The organism is Thiomonas sp. X19 (genome assembly GCF_900089495.1).
In the GTDB taxonomy this organism is placed as follows: domain Bacteria; phylum Pseudomonadota; class Gammaproteobacteria; order Burkholderiales; family Burkholderiaceae_C; genus Thiomonas_A.
Window position 1 is genome coordinate 291,193 of the sequence record NZ_LT605203.1, and the last position, 26,128, is coordinate 317,320.

18 protein-coding genes and 3 pseudogenes are annotated in these 26,128 nt (G+C 61.6%); 11 read left to right on the forward strand and 10 right to left on the reverse strand.

Features of this window, described 5'->3' with window-relative positions:
* Positions 1-70: 70 nt before the first annotated feature.
* Positions 71-1,483, reverse strand: a complete 1,413-nt coding sequence (locus THIX_RS01565) for a peptidylprolyl isomerase (RefSeq protein ID WP_233224338.1) — start codon at positions 1,481-1,483, stop codon at positions 71-73.
* On the reverse strand, positions 1,476-3,818 hold the full coding sequence (locus tag THIX_RS01570) for an LPS-assembly protein LptD (RefSeq protein WP_233224339.1): 2,343 nt from the start codon (positions 3,816-3,818) through the stop codon (positions 1,476-1,478). Before THIX_RS01570 ends, THIX_RS01565 begins: the two co-directional genes overlap by 8 nt.
* Before the next feature lie 279 nt (positions 3,819-4,097).
* Here THIX_RS01570 and THIX_RS01575 point away from each other — a divergent pair, with 279 nt between their 5' ends.
* The 8 genes from THIX_RS01575 (at position 4,098) to THIX_RS01610 (ending at position 14,937) form a co-directional block, all read left to right on the forward strand.
* Positions 4,098-5,195: an aminoglycoside phosphotransferase family protein gene (locus THIX_RS01575; RefSeq protein ID WP_112484560.1), complete on the forward strand. Its 1,098-nt coding sequence runs from the start codon at positions 4,098-4,100 to the stop codon at positions 5,193-5,195.
* 47 nt (positions 5,196-5,242) lie between these two features.
* Complete coding sequence (gene murU, locus THIX_RS01580) at positions 5,243-5,956, forward strand: N-acetylmuramate alpha-1-phosphate uridylyltransferase MurU (RefSeq protein WP_112484561.1); 714 nt, start codon at positions 5,243-5,245, stop codon at positions 5,954-5,956.
* A 129-nt stretch (positions 5,957-6,085) separates the two neighbouring features.
* Positions 6,086-7,498, forward strand: coding sequence for an aminopeptidase P N-terminal domain-containing protein (locus THIX_RS01585; protein WP_112488063.1), 1,413 nt, complete (start codon positions 6,086-6,088; stop codon positions 7,496-7,498).
* A gap of 28 nt (positions 7,499-7,526) precedes the next feature.
* A complete protein-coding gene (locus THIX_RS01590) occupies positions 7,527-8,891 on the forward strand; it encodes an FAD-dependent monooxygenase (RefSeq protein ID WP_233224340.1) in 1,365 nt (454 codons plus the stop codon).
* Positions 8,892-9,195: 304 nt separating this feature from the next.
* Positions 9,196-10,095, forward strand: a complete 900-nt coding sequence (locus tag THIX_RS01595) for an AraC family transcriptional regulator (RefSeq protein WP_158540770.1) — start codon at positions 9,196-9,198, stop codon at positions 10,093-10,095.
* Between the two features lie 210 nt (positions 10,096-10,305).
* Complete coding sequence (locus THIX_RS22835) at positions 10,306-11,337, forward strand: hypothetical protein (protein ID WP_158540771.1); 1,032 nt, start codon at positions 10,306-10,308, stop codon at positions 11,335-11,337.
* 202 nt (positions 11,338-11,539) lie between these two features.
* A complete protein-coding gene (locus THIX_RS22840; RefSeq protein ID WP_146748425.1) occupies positions 11,540-13,174 on the forward strand; it encodes a hypothetical protein in 1,635 nt (544 codons plus the stop codon).
* A gap of 401 nt (positions 13,175-13,575) precedes the next feature.
* On the forward strand, positions 13,576-14,937 hold the full coding sequence (locus tag THIX_RS01610; protein WP_086558171.1) for an IS1380-like element ISCARN34 family transposase: 1,362 nt from the start codon (positions 13,576-13,578) through the stop codon (positions 14,935-14,937).
* A gap of 55 nt (positions 14,938-14,992) precedes the next feature.
* Here the strand turns inward: THIX_RS01610 and THIX_RS01615 are convergent.
* Positions 14,993-16,075 (reverse strand): annotated as a pseudogene (locus THIX_RS01615) (ISAzo13 family transposase); the annotation flags it as partial.
* A gap of 149 nt (positions 16,076-16,224) precedes the next feature.
* Here THIX_RS01615 and THIX_RS01620 point away from each other — a divergent pair.
* Together THIX_RS01620 and THIX_RS23905 are read left to right on the forward strand one after the other, a co-directional pair.
* Positions 16,225-16,401, forward strand: a pseudogene (locus THIX_RS01620) (IS630 family transposase); the annotation flags it as partial.
* Between the two features lie 100 nt (positions 16,402-16,501).
* Positions 16,502-16,976: pseudogene (locus THIX_RS23905) on the forward strand (hypothetical protein); the annotation flags it as partial.
* A gap of 175 nt (positions 16,977-17,151) precedes the next feature.
* Here the strand turns inward: THIX_RS23905 and THIX_RS01625 are convergent.
* The 7 genes from THIX_RS01625 to THIX_RS01650 all read right to left on the reverse strand — a co-directional run bounded on the left by THIX_RS01625 (position 17,152) and on the right by THIX_RS01650 (position 25,126).
* Positions 17,152-17,958: a class I SAM-dependent methyltransferase gene (locus THIX_RS01625; protein ID WP_112484565.1), complete on the reverse strand. Its 807-nt coding sequence runs from the start codon at positions 17,956-17,958 to the stop codon at positions 17,152-17,154.
* Between the two features lie 112 nt (positions 17,959-18,070).
* The gene (locus THIX_RS22850) at positions 18,071-19,189 is read right to left on the reverse strand and encodes a hypothetical protein (RefSeq protein ID WP_146748427.1); all 1,119 of its coding nucleotides are present in this window, start codon (positions 19,187-19,189) and stop codon (positions 18,071-18,073) included.
* Between the two features lie 21 nt (positions 19,190-19,210).
* Complete coding sequence (locus THIX_RS01630) at positions 19,211-20,110, reverse strand: hypothetical protein (RefSeq protein WP_146748428.1); 900 nt, start codon at positions 20,108-20,110, stop codon at positions 19,211-19,213.
* Complete coding sequence (locus THIX_RS01635) at positions 20,107-21,189, reverse strand: glycosyltransferase (RefSeq protein WP_112484567.1); 1,083 nt, start codon at positions 21,187-21,189, stop codon at positions 20,107-20,109. The genes THIX_RS01630 and THIX_RS01635 overlap by 4 nt, the downstream gene beginning before the upstream one ends.
* A gap of 23 nt (positions 21,190-21,212) precedes the next feature.
* The gene (locus THIX_RS01640) at positions 21,213-22,274 is read right to left on the reverse strand and encodes an SDR family oxidoreductase (RefSeq protein ID WP_112484568.1); all 1,062 of its coding nucleotides are present in this window, start codon (positions 22,272-22,274) and stop codon (positions 21,213-21,215) included.
* A gap of 91 nt (positions 22,275-22,365) precedes the next feature.
* Positions 22,366-23,646 carry a nucleotide sugar dehydrogenase gene (locus THIX_RS01645; protein ID WP_112484569.1) on the reverse strand — a complete coding sequence of 427 codons (1,281 nt, stop codon included), beginning with the start codon at positions 23,644-23,646 and terminating at the stop codon, positions 22,366-22,368.
* A 70-nt stretch (positions 23,647-23,716) separates the two neighbouring features.
* Positions 23,717-25,126, reverse strand: a complete 1,410-nt coding sequence (locus tag THIX_RS01650) for a TIGR03013 family XrtA/PEP-CTERM system glycosyltransferase (RefSeq protein WP_112484570.1) — start codon at positions 25,124-25,126, stop codon at positions 23,717-23,719.
* 319 nt (positions 25,127-25,445) lie between these two features.
* Here THIX_RS01650 and THIX_RS01655 point away from each other — a divergent pair, with 319 nt between their 5' ends.
* A complete protein-coding gene (locus THIX_RS01655) occupies positions 25,446-26,069 on the forward strand; it encodes an XrtA/PEP-CTERM system exopolysaccharide export protein (RefSeq protein WP_112484571.1) in 624 nt (207 codons plus the stop codon).
* Positions 26,070-26,128: the final 59 nt, after the last annotated feature.

A 26,128-nucleotide genomic window follows, 5' to 3' on the forward strand; every position in this document is an offset into this window, starting at 1 on the left:
GCGGCGACGCGGCATCACACGGGTGGTCAAGCGCTGGGGCTGCATGGCCAGCGGCATGCCCAGCGCGGCATCAGGAGTCCGCATCCGGGATCCGCACATAGGTGCGCGCGCGCACGTCTTTCACCAGTTCGTTGAAGTCTTTCTCTTCTTTTTGCTGCAGCAGGATGTTGCGCGCCACGGCGCGCTCCTGATCCTTGCCGAGGGCGTGTTCGCGGCGGTCCACCAACTGCAGCAGGACCACCTTGCCGGGCAGCGTGATGGGCTGGGACACCTGCCCCGGGTTCAAGCGGTTGAGCGCGGCGTCGAGCGCCGGGGGCAGCTGCCCGGGCAGCACCCAGCCGAGATCGCCGCCTTTCTTGCCCGTGGCCACATCCTGCGACAGCTCACGCGCCTTGTCGGCGAATTGCACCTTGCCCTGCTCGACGGCGTCGCGAATGCTCGCCAACTCTTTCACGGCCGCTTGGCGTGACTTGCCGCTGTTGACGTCGAGGACGATCTCGCTCACCCGGCTTTGCATCGCCGTGGCGGCGCCAAGCTGGCCGCCCTGCTCGGCCACCAGCTTCAGGATGTGAAAACCGGCGGGGCTGCGGATCACGCCGCTGATCTCGCCCGGCTTGAGGCCGCGGATCGCTTCCATGAACAGGCCGGGCCACTGGCTGGCGGGGCGCACGCCGAGGTTGACGCCATTTTTCGCCTCCGGGCCCTGCGAGTATTCCATCGCCAGCTTGCTGAAATCACGCCCCTGCCTGAGCTTGCCGAGGGCCTCGTCGATGCGCACCTTGGCCTGCGCCACCTGCTCGGGCGTGGGCTGGCTGGGCAGGGGAATGAAAATTTGTGCGAGTTGAATCTGGGTTTGCGCAGCCAGCGGCTGTTTCGCCTGTTTGGCCAGATAGTCGTCCACCTCCTGGTCGCTGATCTTGATGCGCGCGGCCACCTCCTGCTGCCGCAGGCGGCCAATCAACACTTCACGCTTGACCTGCTCCTTGTATTCGCTCCAGCCCAGCCCTTCGGCGGTGATCTGCTTGCGGAATTGCTCGGTGCTGAGCTTGTAGCCAGCAGCCACCTGGGCGATGGCCCGGTCCACCGCCTCGGCACTGACGACGATGCCGCTGTCCTCGGCGTACTGCGCCATCGCCACCTGGTCGATCAGCTGGTTCAACAGCTCGGCGCGCAGCTGTGCGATGGGTGGCATTTGCGCCCGTTGCTGCGCGATTTGCTGCTCGGCCGCGCGCACCCGCAAATCCAGGTCGTACTGGGTGATGACCTGGCTGCCCACCACCGCGGCAATGCCGTCGCTGCCTTGCGATCCGCCCCCGGACAAGGCCGCTTGCGGCGTGGCGGGGAGCTGTGGGGTTTGCATCAGCGCCGAGCCCTGGCCCGAGAGTCCGGGAGCAGACTTCAAGCCAAGACCTTGGGCGCCGGCCGCGCCGCTGAGCAGCAAGGCAGCCAGGGCCGTGGCGCGGCGCAGGGAGAAATTACTCATAGTTGAGATAACGGCTGGGAGGCGCCGTGGGTTGGTTCAGCAGTTGGTAACCGGGGATATTTTGCTCGAATGCCGACAAGGGATTGCCGATCACGCTCAGACGGGAAAAACCCGTGAGCTCGAGTTGGAATAACAGGCGGGTGGATGCCGTGAACGTGGACAGCGAATTGCGCTGCACCGCGATGCGTGCCAGCCAACAACCGCCGTTGTACTCGAAACCCAGCAGGCCGTCGTTGAATTGCTTGTCCAGAATGCTGTAGTTGGCCTGGCCGACCGAGTACCAGCGGCTGGACAACTGCCACTGCCAGGCCGTGTTGACGTATTTCAAGGGAATCTGCGTTGCCGTGGCGCTTTGCACCTGGTAGGACACGCTCACGCGCTTGAAAGCATCGGGGTTCCATTGCGCACCCACGGCGGCCTGCACCAGTTGCCGCAGGCGCGTGTTGTAGTCGATCGCGGCATTGGCGCTCCAGCGCGGATCGAGCGAAACGCTGGCCAGCGCAAAGCTGTCGTTCAGACCCGCCGGCACGGGCGGTCCGGTGAGCGTGACCCGCTGCTCGCGCAGCAGCACGCGTTGCGCCAAGGTCAGCCGGGCGTATTCCGCGCCGGTGGCATTGTCGAGAAAACGGGTGGTGACGCCGCCGGTGATGTTGTTGGCGTCGGCGATGCGGTCGCTGCCGGAAAACACGTTGTCCACATAGATGGTGGACAGGTTCAGATCCAGTGGGGCGCTGTCGAAATTCGGCAGGTATTGCTGGTTGCTGTAGGGCGTGTAGACGTAGTAGAGCCGAGGCTCCAGCGTCTGCGTCACGTCATGGCCGAAGAAGCGCGTCTTGCGCTCGAACACCAGCCCCGAGTCCAGGCTGAAGGTGGGCAGGTTGCGCGTGGCCGTGGTGGCGCCGTTGGCCATCGCGGTGTCGGTGCTGTAGTAGGTGCTGTTGAACGACAGCTTGGGCGTGATGAAGCCCTCCGGGGCGATGAACGGCCGGCTGATGCTGGGGTTGATGTACACCCGGTCGCCCGACAGCAGCCCGGGCGTGGAATTGGTGAAGCGCGCGGCCTCGGCCTGCAACTGCCACTGCAGGCCGGTGTAGTTGTCGCTATGCCAGGTGCCGTACAGCCGGGGTTGGGTGTTGTAAGGCACGCCGATGGGCGAAGCCGGGTTCTGCAAAGTCTGCCACTGGTTGAAGCTGGCCTGGATGGAACCGTTGGGCTGGCTCCAGGTCACCTGGCCTTGTTGCGGCAGGATGCGGTTGGCGCCGATGACGGGGTCCACGCCGCCGAAATCCTGCCACCAGTTGTTGTCGGACACGCGCTGCAGGTTCAGGCCGTAGCTCACGCTGGGCGCCAGTGCGCCGTTTTGCTGGAACACGCCGGCCCAGCGCTGGCTGCCGCCCGCGGCGCTGTCGGACGGCATGTAGTCGATGAAGCTGCGGCCGGAAAAACTCGGCTCCAGCCAGCGCAGCTCGGCGCTGCCCATGAAGCCCCGGCGCTGCAGCAGCCTGGGGGTCAGGGTGGCGTCGTAGTTCGGCGCGATGTTCCAGTAATACGGTTGGGCGTAGTCCAGGCCATTCTGGCTGTCCAGGCCGATGGTGGGCGGCAGGAAGCCCGACTTGCGCGCATCGCTCAGCGGAAAACTGGCATAGGGCAGCGGCAGAATGGTGACGCCCTTGAACACCACGCGCCCGTCGTGCGCCACGCCGGTGTTGTCGGCCGAGTCCAGCTCCAGGTCGGTGGCCTGCATGAACCAGTCCAGCGGACTGGCGGTGCAGGTGGTGTAGGTCGCATTCTTGGCCTCCACCCGGTTGTGGCTCAGAAACTTCACCACGTCGGCGTGGCCGTGGCCTTGCGTCCGGTTGAAAAAATAGTGCGCCTGCGGCATCTGCCCGGTGCCCGAGGCCAGGTTGTACTGTAGGCTGGGGCCGCTGAAGACATTGCCGTCGCGCACGACGCGCACATCGCCCTGCGCATCGATCGCGTCCTGGGCGATGTCGTAGTGCAAGCGCTCGGCCTTGAACACCACGCTGTGCTTGCGCAGCTCCACGTTGCCGCTGGCGTTCATGTCGATGTCGGTCTGGCCGGAAAGCTGGTCGGCCCAGATGAACAGGGGCTCGCGCATCTGCGCCGCCGGTGAAAGACGTTGCGCCAGATCCAGACTGGGCGTGAGCTGCAGCGCGTCCGTTTCCTGCGGCGGCGTCGGTGGCGCAGCCGCCTCGGGGGCTTGTTGCGCGCCGGCCGGCGCCAGCTCCGCCAGCGCCAGGCCCAGCGCCGCCGCGAGCAGCCGCAGACGCGGCCTGCGCGGCGGTCGGAAAGGGGTCGGCGGGGACTTGGGCACTGGGCGGGGACGGACGGGTTGGGCCGGCGTGGGATGGATGCTGCAGGACGGACGACGCGGTTGCTTGGACGCGGGCCGAAGACTGCGGACCGGACGACGGGAGCCGGGGCGCTCGCAAGCGACAAGCGCACCCTAAAATCCTCGCGGATTATAGGAAGCCATCCCGCTTGCGCGTGCCGCGCCCCTTCCTTGCGCACCGCACTGCATCTCTATCCCGCATCTCGACCCACATCTCGGGCCTTTGCGTCCCCGCCCAGAGCCCACACGACCTTGAGCCCCATGCCACAGCCGCACCCCTTGCAGTCCACGCCCCAGACACCCGTCGTCCCAGCGGATGCCCGTCTGCAAGCCCTGCACGCCTGGCTCGCCACCGCCCCCAGCGGCATGCAGGTCGATGTCGCCAGCCTGCAACCCGCCTCCAGCGATGCCAGTTTTCGGCGTTATTTCCGCGTGCAGTTCGCGGCGCCCGCAGCGGGCAGTTGCATCGTGATGGACGCGCCGCCGCCGCAGGAAAACATTCGCCCCTTCCTGCAGGTGGACGCGCTGCTGCGCGCCGGCGGCATCTCTGCCCCGCAGGTGCTGGCGAGCGATGCGCAGCAGGGTTTCATCCTGCTGTCCGACCTGGGCTGCACCACCTATCTGCAGGCGCTGCAAGCCGCGCGCGCGGCTGGCGACATGCCGCGCTGCCTGGCGCTGATGCTCGACGCGATGGACACGCTCGTGCGCCTGCAAGCCCTCCCCGCGCCCGAGCTGCCCGCCTACGACGCGACGCGGCTGCGCACCGAGCTCGAACTCTTTCCCCACTGGTATGTGGGACAGCACCTGGGCGCCACGCTCAGCGCCGATGAGCAGGCCGGTCTGCAGCAGGTGTTCGGCGCCCTGCTGGCCAACAACATGGCGCAACCGCAGGTGCTGGTGCACCGCGACTATCACAGCCGCAACCTCATGCTGCTGGACGCGGGCCAGGAGCAGGGCAACCCCGGTGTGCTCGACTTCCAGGACGCGGTCATCGGCCCCATCACCTACGACCTCGCCTCGCTCTTGCGCGACGCCTACATCGCCTGGCCCGAAGAGCAGCAGCTCGACTGGGCGATTCGCTACTGGGAGCGCGCGCGCAAGGCCGCCCTGCCGGTGGACGCCGACTTCTCCGTCTTCTACCGCGACTTCGAGTGGATGGGCCTGCAGCGCCACCTCAAGGTGCTGGGCATCTTCGCCCGGCTGTGGCACCGCGACGGCAAGGCGCAATACCTGGACCACCTGCCCATGGTGCTAGCCTACGCCCGCGCCACCGCGGCGCGCTATCACGACTTCAACCCCCTGATGCGCCTGCTGGACCGGCTGCAGGGCGTACAGCCGCGCACCGCCTACACGTTTTGAGCGGCGCCGAAGTTTTGAGCCACCCCGAAAGTTTGCTTCAGCCATCCATGCGCGCCCTCATCCTCGCAGCCGGACGCGGCCAGCGCATGCGCCCGCTCACCGACCATGCCCCCAAGCCCTTGCTGGCGTTGGCGGGCAAGCCCATCATCGTCTGGCAGATCGAGCGCCTGCGGGACGCGGGCATCGTCGACCTGGTCATCAACCTCGGCTGGCTGGGCGCGCAAATTCCAGCGGCGCTGGGCGACGGCCGCGCCTTCGGCGTGCGCATCGCCTACTCCGAAGAACCGCAGGATGCGTACGAAACCGGTGGCGGCATCGCCACCGCGCTGCCGCTGCTCGGGGGCGCGGGCGGCGCCCCGTTCGTGGTGGCGAGTGGCGACATTCACACCGATTTCGACTACGCCCGGCTGCACGCCGCCGCCGCGCGCATCGCCGCCGCGCCGCAAACCACCTCGGCGCATTTCGTCCTCACCGACAACCCGCCACACCACCCGCAAGGCGATGTGGCGCTGGACGCCTCTGGCCGGGTGCGGCGCGACGGCCTGCGGCTCAACTACGGCAATATCGGCGTGTTCCACCCCACCCTGTTCGCCAGCCAGCCGGTGCGCCAGGCATGGACGCTGTTTCCCTGGATGTTTGCGGAAGTGGACGCCGGCCGGGTCAGCGGCGAGCACTTCCGCGGCGCCTGGCACAACCTCGGCACGCCCGAGCAGCTGGCCGTGCTCGACGCTGGACTGCGTGCTTCTGCAGCAAGGTGCTGACCCAAGCCGAACATGGCCCGGGCGGCAAATCCACCGATGCTCCACGGCCAAATCCAGCGGACTAAGCTGTCACTGCGCTTCATCGAGCCGCAACTTCGACGCCACACGCCCCCCAATTCCTCCAAACCCATGAACCCACCCGCCCTCCAACTGCTCGAGCGCTGCGCCGAGCGTCGCGCCCGACTGGCGGCGCACATGGCGCAAGCTGGCGGCGGCGTGGCCATCGTACCCACCGCGCCGGAAGTCATGCGCAACCGCGACGCCGACTTTCCCTACCGTCACGACAGCTACTTCTACTACCTCACCGGCTTCACCGAGCCCCAAAGCCTGCTGGTGCTCACCGTGCAGGCCGATGGCAGCCACCAGGCCACGCTGTTCTGCCGCGAGAAAGACGCCGAACGCGAAATCTGGGACGGCTTCCGCTTCGGCCCCGAGGCGGCGAAGGAAGCCTTCGGTTTCGACGCCGCCTTGCCCATTGCCCAGCGCGACGCCGCGCTGCCGCCCTTCCTTGCCGACCGGCCTGCGGTGTGGTGGCCGTTCGCCATCCACGCCGGCTTCGAGACCCAGGTGGAGGGCTGGCTGGCCGCCGTGCGCGCCCAGGCCCGCGCCGGCCGCCGTGCGCCCGCCGCGCAGTACGATCTGTGCGCCGTGCTCGACGACATGCGCCTGTTCAAGGACGACTTTGAGCTGGCCGTGATGCGCCGCGCCGCCGCCATCTCGGCGCAAGGCCACCGCCGCGCCATGCGCCGCTCGGCCGAAGGCAGTCGCGCAGCGCCGACCGGTGGCCTGCGCGAATACCACCTCGAAGCCGAGCTGCTGTACGCCTTCCGTGCCGGCGGGGCGCAGGCGCCGGCCTACGGCAGCATCGTCGCCGCCGGGGCCAATGCCTGCATCCTGCATTACCGCGCGGCCGATGCCACGCTTCCGCCCGGCAGCCTGTGCCTGATCGACGCCGCCTGCGAACTCGACGGCTACGCCAGCGACATCACCCGCACCTTTCCGGTGGATGGGCGTTTCAGCGGCGCGCAGCGCGCGCTGTACGACATCGTGCTCCAGGCGCAGCACGCCGCGCTGGACGCCACGCGCGCCGGACGGCGCTTCAACGACCCGCACGACGCCGCGCTGCGCGTGCTGGCGCAAGGCCTGCTCGACACCGGCCTGATCGCCCGCGACACCGCGCCCGACGTCGACGCCGTGCTCGCCACCGGCGCCTACCGCCGCTTCTACATGCACCGCACCAGCCACTGGATGGGCATGGACGTGCACGACTGCGGCGACTACACCGAACCGGGCGAGGCGCCGCAGCCGCAAGCCGACGGCAGCGCCAAGCCCGCCTCGCGCATCCTGCGCCCGGGCATGGTGCTGACCATCGAGCCCGGCCTGTACGTGCGCGCGGCCGACGACATTCCGGCCGCTTTCCACGACATCGGCATCCGCATCGAGGACGATGTCGTGGTGCGCGATGGCGGCGCGGCCTGCGAGGTGCTGACCCACGCCGCGCCCAAGGCCGTGGCCGAGATCGAAGACCTGATGCGCGTGTGATGGCGAGCCCTGCCAGCACGCCAACCCAATGGCCGCGATGACCCAGCTCGGACCTGCGCGCACGAGTCAGGCGACGTCCGCCAGCGCCGCCCCGCTGCGCATCGCCATCATCGGCGCCGGCCCTGTGGGCCTGAGCGTGGCGCTGCAACTGCATCAGCTGGGCGCAGCGCTCCAGGTCGCGGTGTTCGACGCCCTGCCCGACGCCGCTGCCGCGCTGGCCGACCCGCGCGTGCTGGCGCTGTCCGAAGGCAGCCGCCAGTTGCTCGCCGCCATCGGCGCCTGGCCGGAACAGGCCGCCACCGCCATCCGCCGCATTCATGTGTCGCAAGTCGCGCCTGGTCTGGCCGCGCTGCCGCGCGTCATGCTGCAGGCCGACGACACCGAGCTGCCCGCGCTGGGCTACACCGTGCGCTATGGCGAGCTGCTGGCCGCGCTGCAGGCTGCGGCGCGGCACGCCGGCATCCATGTGCAGTACGGCCGAGCCGTGCAGGCCGTGCCGGATGCCGATGGCGGTCACGTCCACCTCGTCCACCAGGGCGCTGCGGCCACGTCCTCCCAAGGCGAAACCGGGGAAGCCATCGACACACCCACTGCCACGCTGCCACCACCAAGCACGGCCGATGCAGCCTCCCCAACACACGCGGCAAGCGCGAGCCAACCTGCGCCTGCAAGCGCAGCGCCCGGCTACGACCTCGCCATCCTCGCCGAAGGCGGCGCCTTCCACACCCAGCCGGCGCGCGCCCTGCGGCGCGACTACGGCCAGCAGGCGCTGGTCGGCCGGGTGCGCTGCGACCGCCCACATGCAGGCCTGGCGGTCGAGCGTTTCACCCCGGGCGGCCCCGTGGCGCTGCTGCCGCGCGGGGCGGACTATGCCCTGGTGTGGTGTGCCCCGCCCGCCGGGGCCGAAGCCATCCGGCAGTTGGACGCAGCAGCGCAAATCGCCGCGCTGCAAGCCCTGCTGCCCGCCATCTGCGGCCGCGTCACCGCGCTGCAGATGGCCGGCAGCTACCCGCTGGGTCTCAACGCCCAGTGGCGCGCGCGCCAGGGCCGCGTCGTGCAACTCGGCAATGCCGCGCAAACCCTGCACCCGGTGGCCGGCCAAGGCCTGAACCTCGGCCTGCGCGACGCCGCAACCCTGGCACGAGCGCTCGCCTCTCCAACGACCGCTGCAACGCCAACCCCTGCCGACCTCGACGCCATGTTGCGGCGCTACGACCGCAACCGCCTGCCCGACCGCGCCGTCCTGCTCGGCCTCACCGACCTGCTGGCGCGCGGCTTCACCTGGCAAACCCCCGGCGCCGCCGCGCTACGCGCCGCCAGTCTCGCCGCGCTCACCCTGCTGCCACCGCTGCGGCGGGAGTTGCAGGAGCGCATGGTGTTCGGCTGGCGTTGATCTTGGTGGTGTTGTCGTTATCGGTCAGGCCGTGTTACGAGCCAGAAATCGACATCAACATGCAATCCGGCCACGGCGTTTCAGAAAATTACAAAACCTGGCCTATTCCCTATACATGCTATCGGTAAACTGGGCTTTGGTGTTGCGATCAATGCCCAGCCCGAAAAGCGCAAGATCTGTTGAATGGATTTGCTGACTTGGTGTTTTGAAGGCTGTTTGGCTAAGTGTCTTGGATGCAGCAGCTGAGAACAACGACATTCTGTTGATGCCACCAGAGTTCGGCAACCGTCCTAGAGGGCTTTTCATGTCCAACGACCAGCTTCCACGGATTTTTATCCGCACGGACGAGCAGGCACGGATCCCCTATTTTGCTGTCCCGCCCGTAGCGAGCGGTGGGGACACTGGCTCCTATGCCTTCGAGCATCGCGCAGTGGATGCCGGCAGCCTGGGATCCCACACATTCGACGCCCATGTCCTGATGCTGCCGGTGGGGCCGGATCCGGTGCGATTCTGGAGCCGTCTCAATGGGCGCCCGGTCTCGGGCTTGATCGAGCCTGGACGCTTTCGCTTTCTTGCGCATGGCGACACGCTCGCGACATCGTGGAACGCGCCACTCCAGGGATTGTTTTTGACGCTGCCACAAGCCTTGTTTGCGCAGGCCCTCGGGGACAGCGTTGACACCCGGCCAATCGAATTGGTTTCCAGACTGACGCCCCATGAGGATCGGCTCTTGGCCCATCTGCTGCATGCGATCCAAGCCTACGCGATGGGGCAACGTCTGGGTGGGCGACTGTTTGAGCAGTCCTTGTTGACGGCGGTTGCGGCGCATGTCTCGATGACTTATGGCGCGGGCCGCCGGGAACTGTTGCGGGGTCCGAGCCTGCCGCGCTGGAAGCAACAGCGACTGCGGCAATTCATCCAAGAGCACTTGAGTTCGGATCTCAACCTGAATGCGCTTGCGGCCATGATGAACATGAGCCCTTACCACCTCGGGCGCGTGTTTCGCGCCACGACCGGCAGAACCCTCTGGCAATTTGTCCTGGAGTGTCGAGCCAAAGAGGCACATCGATGGATTGCCGCGCATCCCACCCTGCCGCTGTCCAAGATCGCCGAAGCCTGCGGGTTTGAGTCTTACTCGCAGTTCATCGCGGTGTTCAGGAAGTTCTACGGCCAGCGGCCTAGCGAATTCCGTCGCTCCCTGTGACGGGCGCCACTTTTTGCGTCGCGCAGCGTGCCCACCGTGACGCATGCCCAGAATCTCAAGCTGAGCGCCAGAATCCGAAGCGATTTCTCGGTGAAACCGCCTAGCATTGGGTCAAAGCATCCAGCAGAAGGCCTGATTGATGAACGCAAGGTTCATCGTAACCCGCAGTTAGACCAACAATCGCCGACAAGAACGGCAGGGAGGATGATCATGCACACACTGAAAGTGGTCCGCGTCATCGCGGCTTGGGTCTTCGTTAGCTTGCTTGCCGCTTGCGGTGGTGGGGGCGGTGGGACCACACCAGGCACGGCGACAACATCAGGCACGGGATCCACACCAAGCCAAGCACCCTCACCAGGTGGTTCTACCCTTGGAATAGTGTGGACGTCTTTTAGCCCACCTCCCGGCGGGACGAGCTGGAACGGGGTTGCTTTCGGAAACAAAACTTGGGCCGCCGTCGGAAGTGGTGTCACTGGCTACAGCACCAACGGATCGAACTGGACGTCGATGACGGTTAGTACTAGCGACCCCTCTTACGCCAAGGGTGCTCTCACTTTTGCAAACGGCCTGTTCATGGCAACTTCTGAATTTGGCGTTAGCACCAGCACTGATGGGGTAACGTGGCTATTTAAAAATCTAAGCAATAATTCGGGATCCAACCCTGAACCTCAAGGCCTAGCTGGAATCGCCTTTGGCAACAACACATGGGTTGCTGTTGATAACCGCTATTTAACCGATGATTTCATTGCCTTTGAAGTGAGTTCAAATAATGGTGCCAATTGGACGTATGTAACCACACCTATGCCGTATGCGCAGCCAGCTTCTGTTGCTTTCGGCAACGGCAAGTTTGTCGCCGTAGGCTACGGCAGCTTTGTCGCTACGAGCGCCAACGGAACCACTTGGACTAAGCAGTCGTTAGGCTTTTCAGATGGACTTACGAGCGTCACGTTTGGTAATAACCTATTTGTTGCCGTAGGTAGCCTTGGTGACGCGTACAGCAGCCCGGACGGTGTTACATGGACAAAAACCCTATTAAGTTCAGCGAGCGGGCTCAGTTCTATCTGCTTTGGAAATAATGAGTTTGTGGCTGTTGGAGGAATTCACACAAGCTCCGATGGCAATACTTGGACTGCGAGAAGCTTGACCCAACCAGTCGTAGGAGGAGGGACTCTCAGCAGTGTGGCCTTTGGAAACAACCAATTCATCGCAGTTGGTGGGAGCACATTCACCATATCCCAATAAACGACCATAGAAATTCGGTGTGGTTTTTTTTGCACCTCAGTGATTCACTGTCGGCGTCGATGTAATTTTGAGCCCCCGTGCCGATTTAATTCTGGGCCATGGATGCATTGGGGGTAAGAAGATGGTCTTAATGATGAATAAAAGGTTCATCGTGATCTGCAGTTAGACAAAAAATTGCCGAAAAACGGCAGGGAGGATGATCATGCGCACACTGAGAGTGGTCCGCGTCATCGCGGCTTGGGTCTTCGTCAGCTTGCTGGCTGCCTGCGGTGGTGGGGGCAGTGGCGGAGGGGGAGCGCTGACCAGCAGCACAGGCGGCACAGCCACTGGCTATCTCATCGATGCGCCGGTTGCGGGGGCGAGCTACACGACATCGTCGGGTTTGAGCGGTGTGACGGCCAACGACGGTTCGTTCACCTACCACACTGGCGACAAGATTAAGTTCACAGTCCTTGGTATTGGCTTGGGCAATGCCGTCGCGGTCCCTGCCAATGGCGTGGTCACCCCCGTGACGATCACAGGGGAGGATTCCTCCGGCGCAACGGTCACGACGGCGAACGCGCCGAATGCGACGCTCATGGCCCAATTGCTCCAAACGCTGGGCAATATCTCACCGACCACGTCGAATGGCGCACTCGTCATGCCGACGACAAATACCGCGCTGCAGCAGCAGTTGGTAGCGCTCTTCAACAGTGGTGGGCTCACTGCGGTCGTCAATGGCTTGCAAACGGCCTTGTCGAACGCCGGCATCACTGGGGTGACGGTGGTATCGTCGGCGGCCGCAATTAGCACGATGAACGCGGCCATCCAGGCGACAACATCGGCGGCGGCAAGCCCTCAGTATGCGAACAGCACCTGGACTGCTACGGGAAGCGGCGGCGGGGCCACTCTTCAATTCCTCGCCAACGGGACCGTGGAAGGTCTGACGGGCTCGCAGACAGTGGTCTACGGTATATGGACAGTCAATAGCGACCGATCGCTCACGGTCAACGTGGCCGGCGGAGGCGGGGGAACCGCAACCGCAACCTTGACGAGCGCGGATCTTGCCGCAAATCCCTCCTCGTGTTCTAGTTGCTTACAGGTCACGCCGGGGAACGGCACTCCGTGGACGGGCTCGATGACGCAGTCCTCGCCCGGTAGCCAGAATCCATACGCCGGGATCTGGTTCTCCACTTTCACGCCCAACAGCGCGGGGACCGCCAACAACATGCAAAGCGGGACCATCGCCTTCATCGCTGAATCGAACGGGTCGATCTTCGGGCAGGTGCTTGGGCAAGGAAACGCGTCGGCCAACGGCAGTTGGACCCCATCGACTGGCGCCATCTCCGGCAGCGGCAGCAGTGGTGGCAGCACCACGTCGATGGTGGGCAGCTTCGCGACGCAGACCGGAACGCTTAGCGTCAACGGGACAGTGGTGGGATCGCTCAACTTGTCACGCAATCCTCCGCCCCCCCTGCCCTATGCAGGAGTTTACAGCGGGCACTACAAGCTCAGTTGCCCCGGTTGCAATGGCGGGAACGGGGAAAGCGCCAATGGAACCATGATGATTACAGTCAATTCCGACGGCACCTTTTCCACCGTTACGTCGACGACATTTACCTCGAATATCAACGGAGACAATTTCGGCGCCAATGTAGGCTTCCAGGGTAGAGTGGCCTCGTCAGGCGCGATCAATGCGTCCGCAGGTAACAACCCCAATGGCTGTCAGAACTTTTTTGCGGCGCCATGGACGTCGGGGCAAATCACCAACGGGATGCTGTCCGTAACATATTCTCAGCAGCCCGCTACTTGTCCTGCGGTCAGCGGTTCGATCACGGCGACCTTTGTGCCTGGTTGAGTCGCGAGTATCCCACCGTTTTTGAGAAGAATTGAATCGAGAATCGCCAGTTCGACACATCAAGGGCTTGCTGTTCTCGTCATCCCCGACATTGCTTCCAAGCAATTTTGGCGGTTCGAAGGCAAGATCAGCCCGGCTACTCAATAATCTCAAGATGGGCCAAGTGGGAACTGACTTCTTTTATTTTCGAAATGCCGCTTTTGCGCATCTTGAAAACGAGGCCGAATGATGCCAAGATTTGCTGTGCTGTCGCTTCTCATCATCTTGCCGGTCTTTATTTATTCCTGAATCCGTGAGCTCGGGCATGCGGAATTTTCATAAGTTGTTGATGCATAATGGTTTATTCGATAAAATGACCCCTTTGTCTTCTCACCCAGCGGGTGAACGTTCCGGGGTATGGCATGGGGTTTGGATTTCGCGTCAAGCAACTCGACTATGACCTGACGCCGGTGGCCGGTCTGGCCCTTGTCGGTCATCACCTCAAGCGCCTCGATCCTCTGTTCAAACGCCTGGATGCCCAGTGGCCTTGCCGCGGCGGACTGCCGCCCAGCACACTGATGCGCAGCTATGTTGGCTTGCTCGCGCAGAGCAAGAGCGACTTCGATGCCATCGAAGGCTTTCGAGGCGATCGTTTCTTCCAGGAGGCGCTGGGTCTGGTGGGTGTGCCGTCCTCGCCCACCCTGCGCCAGCGCCTGGATGCGCAGGCCGCCCTGTGGTTTGACTTCACCTCCCAGGCGATTGAAGCGCTGCTGCGCAAGAGCCAACCGGACTATGGTCTTTTGCCTTGCGGTCATGTGCCGCTGGACATCGACACCTTCGCGATGGACAACTCGGGCACAGCCAAGGATGGGGTGAGCCGCACCTACGCGGGGGTCGATGGCTACTGCCCGCTGGCGGCCTACCTGGGCACGCATGGGTTTTGCCTGGAGTTCGCCCTACGTCCGGGCGCGCAGCACTCGGCTTCGGAGACGACCTACAACCTCGAGACGGCCGTGCCCATGGCGCAGCGCCTGTCGACCGCAGGCCCCAAGGCGCCGATTCTCGTGCGCATGGATGCGGGGTTTTGCTCGGCCGCCTTGATGGCCGACATGCAGCGCTGCAACAGGCCAGGACTGCCCCGGGTCGATGTTCTGATCAAGTGGAATCCCCGCAAGACCGATCCTCTGGAGGTCTTGCGACGGCAGGAACTGGAAGGGGGTTTGTTGTGGCAGCATCCGCGCGCAGGCAAGCGCGTGGCGGTTTGGGAGGTGGCCGTGCAGGTCGAAGGCATCGCCCATCGCCTGCGCCGCATTGTGCGCATCACGGAGCGCACCGTCGATGCCCGTGGCCAGCAGTTTTTGGTCCCCGAGATCATCTTGGAGGGCTGGACGACAAGCTTGCCCAAGGCCATCAGCGCCGAGGCGATCATCGACCTGTACGCCGGGCACGCTACGCACGAGCAGTTCCATGCGGAATTCAAAACCGACATGGATCTGGAGCGACTGCCCTCGGGGAAGTTCGACACGAACGATCTTGTCTGCCAGCTTGCGGCCCTGACGATGAACGTGCTGCGCCTCATGGGGCAGCAAGGGCTGCTGGGGCCGCATGCACCGGTGCGCCATGCGGCCAGGCGACGGCGTCTGAAGACTGTGATCCAGGAACTTGTCATCCGCGCAGCACGCGTGATCAACCATGGCGGGCGGCTGTGGTTGGGACTGGGCGCCAACGACAAGGCAGCCCGTGCCTTTTGCGATCTGCATGCGCAGTTCGCCGCCAGCGGCTGAAGACGCAGTCCAAGCTTTCCCAGCACCCCAAGACGCTGGCCACAAGGGCTCAGCNCGTGCGGGTGTTGGCGATCAGATTCACGATGACCTCATGGCTGATCAAGGGGCGGCCGCGCCAGTTCATGGTGATGAACGCGAACAGGCGGTGCTCAATCTTGTTCCACTTGCTGGTGCCTGGCGGGAAGTGGCAGACGTGGATGGTCAACCCCGTCTCCTGCGCGAGGCGACTCAACTCCAGCTTCCACAGGCGCACCCGATGCCCGTTGCTGCCGCCCCCATCGGCGGTAATGGTCAGTTGCCGGGCCTCGGGGTAAAGCGGGCAGCCCATGGCAAACCACCAACGCCGGATCGTCTGCACCGCAAACGCCGATGTGTCGTGATCGGTGCCCACGCTCACCCAACCTGCGTCCGCCCCGATGTCATACACCCCGTAGGGATTGGCGCGCCCCAGGTCGGGATCCACAAAGTCGTGCACCTTGACCTGTACCGGTTCGCCGCTGGGGTGCCACTCGCGCCCGTTGTTTTTGTACGGCCCCACCAACTCCTTCTTCTTCGTGTCCACCGAGATCGCCGGTTGCCCCGCCTCCAGGGCTGCACTCACCGTGGCATTGATGAACTCGAACTGGGCGTTGCGATCCGGGCTCTGATGCCCCTCAATGACCTTGGCGTTGCCTTGCAAGCTGTAGCCCTGGGCCTTGAGCAGCCGCCCCACCACGACGTGGCTCACCACGTGGCCGCGCGCCTGGAGTTCATCGGCCAGCACCCGCAAACTCTTGCAACTCCATAGCAAGGGAGATTGCGGATCGCCGCGCGTCGCCGGACAGACCAGGTCGAGTAACTCGGGCACCAGAGTGCTGTCCTTCTCGGCAAGCCTTTTGCGCCCTGCGCCAGGAGCTCGCACCCGAGCTCCTGCGTTTCCATCTCCCGGGGCCGCATCCCCGCGCGTAGCAAGCGCCCCAACCTCCTGGAGCCCGGAGAGCACCGTACGACGCGAGACCCCCGTCGCCGCCGCGACATGGGAGATGCCGCCGCGCCCCAGCACCAGCGCTTCGACGCCCACAAACAGTCGGCGCTGGCGCTCATCAAGCACTCCGCGCAGAACCTCCCATCGCCGCTTGATCGTGGATTCGCCTTGCATCCTGCAAGACTAGTCCTCCTACTCTGATTGAGCAAGTTATTTGTTAACGATCGCTAACCTTCATCGCGGGTGCTCCTCTCGTGTTCGTGGAACTTCAAAACCCCACACTTTGGCACATCGATGCCGTATCGGGTGGGGGCACCCATTCCATTAACCCCGAAGAGCGGCCGAATGCCGACTTGAAGCAGGTCATGCGCAAAAAGGTTCCCGTGCGCACCAAGGCCCGGCTGCAAAAGGCGACTGAAACGCACATGCACGTCATCGCTCGCGAACCCGAACGTGTCAAAGCCTACTTCCAAGACCCTTATGTCCGCTATGCAGCTTGAAACTGTTTGCGTGCCGAATCAATAAGCCACCGCCCTAGCGCACTGCAGCTATCGCCTCCGACACCCCGCACGGACGACACCTGCGGCAAGTCACAATCGCGCCACCACGCGCAAGAGAGATCTGGTCGAGGGCATGCGCTCCATGCCCGGCAACCCTTGGGATGAGCATATGCTGGCCGAGACGCCGGAGCAGTTCAGCATCCTGACTGGCGCCAAGCCGAAGATCGTCATCGTCGACAAGGGCTATCAGGGCGTGACGGTCGACGGTGTGCGCATCCGGCACTCAGGACAGAAGCGAGGACTCACGCAACGCTGCAGGCCATGGTCAAGCGGCGCAGCGCGATCAAGTCGGCCATTGGCCATAGAAATCGGACGGAAGCCTGGCTCGCAATCCGCTCAAAGGCACCCTGGGCGACGCGCTGCATGCAGTACTGTGCCGTGCGATGCCGGAGGCACAACAGCTGGCGGCTCCAGAAGAAGTTGTGGCTTCTTTGCGCCCAAATCGCCCGCAATGGCAGGCTTGGTTGACCGCAATCTGGTTGCCGCTCGCCATCAACATCCACGTCACCGGCTAAAACAGAATTGTTCAGGAAGGACACATCAACCCAACGGGAATTGCACTTCAAATTTGAGCCGGCCCAGTCATAAAGCGCCAAAATTGCGGACCAAATTTCGCAATATCATTTATTTTAAAAAACATAATTGCCAAGCCCAAAAAACAACAGAAGCGTAAAAGAGGCCCCTCAGAATTTATTCTGCCTTGATAGGTGAGTTATTTGCAATTTCAGAGCCATTTGTTATTTTCGGAGACTTAAGTTCAATAATGCATATCCAAGCATATTTGCCCATGCCCGGAAAAATCTTAAATATCTTGTCATCCAGGGAAACAAGCGATTTATAAACCGCATCAAAAAATCTTGTTTTCTTAAACGCAAAGGATAACAGGCTAATCAAATAAAAATAATTAATATTAACTTGATTAAAATAATTTTTCATTAATATAAAATCAACATCCCTTAAAGGGTGCTCGTCCGGCGTTCGAAGTTTTGGTGTCAACTTCCTGAAAACATTAATAATGGGATTATGCCCAAGAGGCTCAGAAAAAATACAAGAACCCTCCGGAGTTGTTATTCTGGCAAGCTCTGCCAAGGACCGATTTAAATTTAAATGATGGAGAATACCAAGTCCAACGACACGATCAAAATATTGAGATTCATATTTTGTGGCCTCTGCGTCGCCGGCAACATAAAATGCCTTTATTTTATCAATTTCGGCCCTATTTTGTGCCTTGGTGATGGCCTCATCCGATATATCTATTCCATAGAGCCTACAATTTAGCGATTTGTATAAATTGAAGTCGCCCCCTGTACCACAGCCATATTCGAGAATTTTTCCCTCGAATGGAAAACCCTTTTTTACAAGGCCTTTAAAGCAAAGATCAGATGCAGACGTTATGGAGTAAAAAATCTCTAATTTTGATCGAGGATCTACATTCTGACCAAATCTTTCGTCGTGAAATTTTTTCTCACGCTCTTTTATCTCTATTTCATCCATCATAACGATCTCCGATTAAATGCGAATGAAGGCCTATTTAAATAGACTTAATTATTATTAATACTCATAACGCATAGTGCAGCGTAAAACATGCAAGAACACCAATCACCCTCAACTAAATAGCGCCAATATTCCATTTTTTCCCACGGGGCATACCCTCCAAGTTTGAATTGAATTTTTTGTTGAGTGACTGCCCAGTGCCCAGCAATGGTGAGTCTTTCATTAGCCCGGCATCTCTATAGTCATATATATTTTTACTACCCTGCATCAGATTTTTTAAGTCGACAAACTCAGGATTCGTAAAAAAGCTATCTAAATCACATCTGGCATGCTGCTGCCACTGTTTAATGTCATATTTTCTAACAATTAAAAAACCATTCCACAAGGCTCGTTTCGATTCTTGATTATAGTAGGCATTGCGCTCAATGCTAACGCCTGGGTCGGGGCCGACGCCTTCATACCAAATGACAGGTTCAGTGCGATCAAAAGCGACCACTATGTTGTTGACGATTAAGCTGCCATGATTAGCTGAACCATTGTTTCGCAAGAATATTCCGGCCGTATAGGTATTTGGGGGCGTCGTCGGCGGCAGGATGATCGTATTGTTGGCAATCAAAGTATTTTTTAGACCATGCGGATTACGTAATTTTCCCTCAGCATATTCTGCTACTCCCAAACGAAAGCCTACAATCAGATTATTGTAAATCTTAATGTTTGCTAGATTGGCTGAGCAATTTCCCGATGAGCTGCATTCATCACCAATTGAAATGCCAGAATTCATCTTGTATAAAGTGTCCCAAGGATAACCAGCGCTAGGCTTCTTAAGCCAACTGCTCGTATCGTACCCGCTAAAGAACAACATATTCTGGCGCGCGGTATCGTTGGCTTGGTTATCGAAATACATATTCGCCGACCAGTTATCCATTGATACATTTTTCTCGAATAGCGTGCCCCCGGTCTGAATGCCTGGTGCGCTGCCATAGGAGATCATTCCTTCGCCGCCGTTGCCATAGACCAGATTACCCCGTGCTACGCCGTTCAGACTACTCGAAAACACCAGTCCACCACTCCAACCTCCTCCAGCCTCGGCAAATCCGTTATTGCCGCGCGGCCAGTTAAGCATGGCATTTTGGTATACCCTGTTATATAATGCCTTATTATTGCTGTTAGGATTATCGCTGCGCATAAAATTGATCCCGGCTTTACCGTTAAATTCCAGGTTGCAGTTGCTCACAACGATGTTGCTGCCATAACCCTATATGCCCCCTGCACCTGAGCCACGCACGGTCAGTCCGTTGAATATAAGATAGTCTTTGTTATAGAAATAAACGACTGTTTCGTTTTGGGTGCTTGGAATCACGATGTCAGCTTTGGCGGGCGTCGTGCGGCCGAAGTCCACCCGAAGCGAGGAGGGCGTCGCATACCAAAGCCCTGAATTCGGCGTGACTCCTATCGCACCGTCTAGCGATGGCTTTAGCGGCACGGCGTTAATAACAACCGCAATGGGTTTGAAGTTAATGCGCGCTTCCCACACCGAACCCGAAATCTGCCTCCAGCCGGTGACTATCGGAGAACCGTCGATGATCACAGGCCCGTTACCGTAGGAGCCAAATGTAATGGGCTTGCCAGGTTCTCCGCTTGCGCCGTTGATCATCCGGATAGTGCTGTGGTAGATGCCAGCAGCAATAAGCACCGTGTCACCGGCCTGCACCACGTCAGCCGCATGCTGAGTCGTGGCGAACGCTTTGGATAAGCTCAGGCCACTATTGCTGTCGCTGCCTGTCTTGCCGTCAACGTAGTAAGTTTTTCCGATGGTCGAAGGAGAGGTGGCTGGCGTCTTAGGAGACCAGACCTTCCAAGGCGTCTGGATTGGCAACTGTGCAAGACGGTCTAGGTGTGAGACATCAGCATGTGCGGCCGTGCCTTGTGACCATATCGATGCGAAACTCGCATCCCGATAGACTTGGTTGGCATAGATCGACTTAGCGCGTGCATATATCTGCATCAATATCGGGCGTAGCGCATCCTTGATGCTGGACCGCTCAGCATACGCAAATGCAAAGGCAAAAACGCACACCAAAATAAGGATCAGCGGAGCCGTCCACCTTCTTCTGAACATTTGCACCGTGTCTTCTTTCGATATGACATGATTCACGATACAGGTCTTGCGATCGCCGGCCTATCGAGAGCGGCTTCTAAAGTTCGAATCATGCGCAGAGACTCGTTGAATTCAACCTGTGCGCTATAAGCAGCGCGCCCGCACATAGCTTGTTGATCGGCATGTGGAAGGCTCAGCGCATCTTGGATCGCTTCGCGCCAAGCCTGCACCGACCCTGCGGGAACCAAGAATCCGTTGACCCGATTACGGATGTAGATGCGCGGACCGATCGAATCCGTGGCGATGACAATTTTGCCAAAATGCATGGCATTCACAAGGGTCTGATCAGCCGTGCTGCGTGTCAAACCAGCAACGATAGGCATAACGAACAAGCGACAGCCTGCCATCTTACGTATGAATCGTGCATTACTCCAATCGGTGTAAAAATGTATATTGGAGGCGTGCTTCCAACGCGCAATCAAAGCGTCCGCCTGCGCACCAGATGGCAAGCCTACCTGCAACTGGACGTCCATGCCTACGATGGCCTTGAAAAGGGTTTCATAATCACGGAATGACAGGCCGCCCGTCAGCAAATAGTCTCCGCTTTCCTCGGGCGAAGCCGGTGAAACGTCGTAGCCGGTAAGGGTCGAGCCCCACGGTACCGCATGCAGACGATTGATCGGGATGCCGTAGATGCGGTGATAAATGTCGATCTTCTCATCCGAGTGGGGTTGCACCTGAGCGGTCAGACGCCCACCCATCCTGAGCAAAATGTATTGCAAGGCATACAGCAGGCCATGAGCCTTTTGCCAATGGGCATCGGCGATGACATGCGGCGTCTTAATCCAAGGCAGCAGGCCAGCAATGGCGAGATAGATCAAATCGATGCGTTCGCCGCCAGTTAAGAGCACAAGATCGTATTTTGGAGCCAGTGTGATCAGACGCCAGAGATAACTCAGCCGGCCACCTTGCAGCGGATGTGTCGCGACACAGTCGTTCCAGAACACGATCTTCGCGTAGGGAAGGGTCGACAAAATGCGCAAGCTTTGGCAACGATGCAGCAGTGAGTCGACGCGTAACGCCTGGTGCATAAACGCGTCCGCTGGTTCCCCAGACATGGATGTGTCGAGTTGCACCGATGTATTCCTTTCTTGTTCGATCAGGCTGCATACGCCACACCAGGCGCGACATACCACCGCATCGCCTCGTGAAGTCCTTGGCGCACGCTGTGGGTGGGGGCGTAGCCCAGCAGACTTCGGGCTTTGCCGATGTCGGCCAAGGAGTGACGCACATCACCCTTGCGAAAGTCGCGGTAGGTGGGCGGCAATAGCTTCAGATTGGGCATCAGTGCCTGCAGGTTCTCACCCAGCAGGCCGTGGAGTTGGTTGAGCGTGGTTTGCTCGCCGAACGCGACGTTGAAAATCTCATGCACCGCGCCTTGCGCCGGGACCAGAGCGGCGCGCAGATTGGCTTGGACGACATTGGCGATGAAGCAGAAGTCGCGTGTGGTCTCGCCATCGCCATTGATGAGGCAGACTTCCTCCCGGCTGATTTTGCGCGCCCAGTTGGGGATGACTGCGGCGTAGGCGCCGTTCGGGTCTTGGCGTGCGCCGAACACGTTGAAATAGCGCAAGCCGATGGTCTGCATGCCGTAGCTGCGGGTGAACACGCTGGCGTACAGTTCGTCGAGGTATTTGGTCACGGCATAGGGTGACAACGGATTGCCGATCACGGACTCCACCTTGGGCAGCGCCGGGTGGTCGCCGTAGGTGGAGCTGGATGCGGCAAAGACGAAACGGGCGCAGCCGGCATCGCGCGCGGCCACCAGCATGTTGAGAAAACCGGTGGCGTTGACGGCGTGGGTGCGCAGCGGGTCTTCGAGCGAGCGCGGCACCGAGCCGAGTGCGGCCTGGTGCAGCACGAAATCGACGCCGCGGCAGGCTTGCTGGCAGGTTTGCGGGTCGACGATGTCGCCCTCGATGAAGTGATGGCGCGCCCAGGCGGCTTCGCCCACCTTGCTGCGCACCTCATCCAGGTTGCTGCGGTGGCCGGTGGCGAAGTTGTCCAGGCTGACCACGCCGTGACCGGCAAGCAGCAGGTGTTCGAGCAGATGCGAGCCGATGAACCCGGCGCTGCCGGTGACCAGCCAACGCCGGGGCGTGTGCAGCGCGGCCTGCAGGTCGAAGGACGGGGACAGCGGGGGCAGGGAGAAGTCGCTCATCGATGGTTCCTGACCAGCCAATCGAAGGGCCGCCCCAAGGTTCGCTGACCTCCTTGGGGGGTGGGCAGTGCTTGCCGTGACCTGCGGATCTTCATAGCCGCCAGACCTGTACGCCGTGGCTGCGCAATTGTGCGGCGTCGAACACGGCTTTCACGTCCATGAATACGCCGCGCGGTTCGAGCTTGCCGAGGAAGTCCTGCATCGGCTTTTGGCGATAGGGCTCGTGGGCCACGGCGGCAACGATGGCCGCGGCGCGCGGCAGTTGCTCCCAAGCGACGAGGTCGACGCCATATTCGTGCTTGGCCTCGGCCGGCGTGGCAATGGGGTCGTGCACGCAGACCTCGACACCGTAGGAGCGCAGCTCATGAATGACGTCGATGACCTTGGAGTTGCGCAAGTCGGGGCAGTTCTCCTTGAAGGTCAGGCCCAGCACGATGACCTTGGCGCCGCGAATGGGGTAGCCGGCCTGGCTCATCTGCTTGACGGTCTGCTCGGCGATGTAGGTGCCCATGCTGTCGTTGATGCGCCGCCCGGCCAAAATCACTTGCGGGTGGTAGCCGAGGGTGTCGGCCTTGTGCGTCAGGTAATAAGGGTCGACGCCGATGCAATGCCCGCCGACCAGGCCCGGGCGGAAGGGCAGGAAGTTCCACTTGGTGCCCGCCGCCTGCAGCACCTCGGTGGTGTCGATGCCGATGCGGTGGAAGATGAGCGAGAGCTCGTTCATCAGCGCGATATTGAGGTCGCGCTGCGTGTTCTCGATGACCTTGGCGGCCTCGGCCACCTTGATGCTCGACGCCTTGTAGACGCCGGCGGCGATGATGCTGCCATACATGGCGGCAACCTTCTCCAGGGTGTCGGGCGTGTCGCCCGACACCACTTTGACGATGCGCGTGAGCGTGTGCTCGCGGTCGCCGGGGTTGATGCGCTCGGGGGAGTAGCCGACGAAAAAATCGGTCTTCCAGCGCAGGCCGGATTCGCGCTCGATGATGGGCACGCAGACGTCTTCGGTCGCGCCCGGGTACACGGTGGACTCGAACACCACGATGGCGCCGGGTTTCAGATGGCGCCCGACCGACCGGCTGGCCGACACCAGCGGCGAGAAGTCGGGGTTATGCGCCGCGTCCACCGGCGTGGGCACAGCGACGACGATGAAATCCGCCTCGCGCAGCCGCGTCGCATCCGACGTTGGCTCCAGCAGCTTGGCGGCCTGCAGCTCGCTCGTGGCCACCTCGCCGGTGGGATCGACGCATTTCAGGTAGGCGTCGATCTTGCCTTGCGCCAGATCGAAACCGATGGTGCGATGTTTCTTGCCGAACTCGACCGCCAGGGGCAGCCCGACATAACCCATCCCGACTACTGCGACAACCGTCATACATCACCTTCGAACTTGGTTGGATGAAAGGCACGGCACAAGCCGGGCCGTGAAGCGAGACGTCCAGGCTTTAGCGCGCGCCCTCGCCAAAAATCACCACCCGAACCGTTTCCAGAATGATCTGCAAATCGAGGATGAGCGAATGGTTCTTGACGTAATACAGATCGAACTGCAATTTGCGCCGTGCCTCGCTCAGCGAGGCACCATAGGAAAACCGCACCTGCGCCCAGCCGGTCACGCCCGGCTTGACGCTGTGGCGAACAGCGTAGTACGGCACGTCCTCGGTGAGCTGGTCGACGAAGCTCGGGCGCTCGGGGCGCGGCCCCACCAGGCTCATCTCGCCCTTGAGCACGTTGAACAACTGCGGCAGTTCATCGATGCGCGTCTTGCGGATGAAGCGGCCGACGCGGGTGATGCGGCTGTCGTTGGCCTGGGCCCAGCGCGCAACGCCGTCCTTCTCGGCATCCTTGCACATGCTGCGGAATTTCAGCACGTCGAAGGTCCTGCCGAAGCGGCCGACGCGCTCCTGGCGGAAGATCACCGGCGCACCGTCCTCGATCCAGATGGCCAGCGTCGTGAGCAGCATGACCGGCCACGCCAGCGCCAGCAACGCCAGCGACGTCAAGATGTCGAACGCCCGCTTGACCACCGTGCGCACCGCGCCCTGCGCGAAGCCATGGCCATAAATCAGCCAGCTCGCCTTCAGGCTGTCCAACGGCACCTCGCCTTTGAGCCGCTCGCTGAACGTGGCCAGCGAATGCACCGGAACGCCCTGGATGCGGCACTCCAGCAATTGCCGCAGCGGCAGCGCCCCGCCCCGCTGTTCGCGCACGGCCACCACGATTTCATCGATGCGGTGCTCGGCAACCAGGGCGTTGAGTTCCTGGTCCCGGGAAAACAGCGGAGCTGGCAGCTTGGGAGCCTGGCCGGATTCGTGCCCCGAGGGATAAAACCCGACCAGACGATAGACCCCCGAGGCCTGGCTGTCGATGTCGGTGGCCACGCTCAACGCGTCAGGTCCGCAACCGACGAGCAGAACGCTTCGCGTCCACAACCGCGCCGTGTGGCTGCCGAGCAGGGGCTGGCGAATCAGCAGCAGCAGCAAGAACTGATAGAGGTAGGCGAAGCCGAGAAAGCGCAAGGCGTAGCGGTGCGGGAAGAACGACTGGGCGTAGACGAAAAACAAAGGGCCGACGCTGACCATCGTGGCCAGCAGCGCGCACAGCAGCAGCGTGCGCAGGGAGTTCACGCGATCGCGCTGGTAGGCGCCGAACGTGACGTACAAAAGCAACATGCCGCTGGCGAAAATGGCCGCCGGCAGCAGCGTGGCCTGCACCGCCACCAGGTCGGGATCGTTGGGGCGCGCCAGCATCACCAAGGTGGCGCCGGACAGCACGGCCGAGAGCATCAGCACGATGAAATCGGTCAACAGCTCCAGCACCGTTCGTGTCGGAACGTACTGATCAAAAACCCGGATCATGGAAGGAATCCCCCGTGGACAGCCTGTGTCTGCATGCGCTGCCCGGCTTTCAGGGGTCGTCACAGGCGCATGGCGAGCGGCCTGCCGACCCTGCTGACCACTCGGGACGACCGATTGGCTGCAGGCAGTGATGGTGTTTGTCACCGAGCCGAAAGCGCGTATGCGGATTTCGAAGCGATGGCACATCTTTTCATAGCCCCCACCCGGCAGTAACCCCCTGATAGAGGGTGACCGCAGCACGAAAGGCTGTCCTAGACTGCGCTGAAACTCGGGCTGTTCCCGACGTTCGCCAGCTTGCACGCTGTCTCTGGAGAAGTTCATGCGCACCACCGCGACGCCGCTTCGGCTGACCCGCATTTCCCTCGTGTTCGTCGCCCTGCTGGCCCTGCTGCTGTCGGCCTGCGCGAGCAATCGGTTTCCTCCCGCGCCCGGCCAGGTCGCGGCGTCCGACTACCACTACATCATCGGCCCCAGCGACACGCTGCACATCACCGTGTGGCAGAACCCTGACCTGTCCTCAACCGTGCAAGTTCGCCCCGATGGCCGCATTTCCTCGCCGCTGGTGAGCGGCATGCAGGCGGCAGGCCTGACGGCCGATCAGCTTGCCGCCAAGATCTCCAAGGACATCGCCAAGTACGTGCGCGATCCGGTGGTGACCGTGGTCGTGAGCAACTTCCATGGCGCGCTCAGCCAGCAGGTCAGCATCGTCGGCGCGGCGGCCAAGCCGCAAAGCATTCCCTACCGCGACAAAATGACCCTGCTCGACGCCATGATCGCCGCCGGCGGCCTGAGCCCCTACGCCAACGGCAACGACGCCGTGCTCATTCGTGATGGCAAGTCCTACAGCGTGCGTCTCGACGGCCTGCTGCGCCGCGGCAACATGGCCGACAACGTGCCGCTCCTGCCGGGAGACACCATCGTCATCCCGCAAGGCTGGTTCTAAGCGCGCAGCAATCACGTCGCAGCCTCAAGCCAACAACCACATGCCGAAACAGGCGTGAA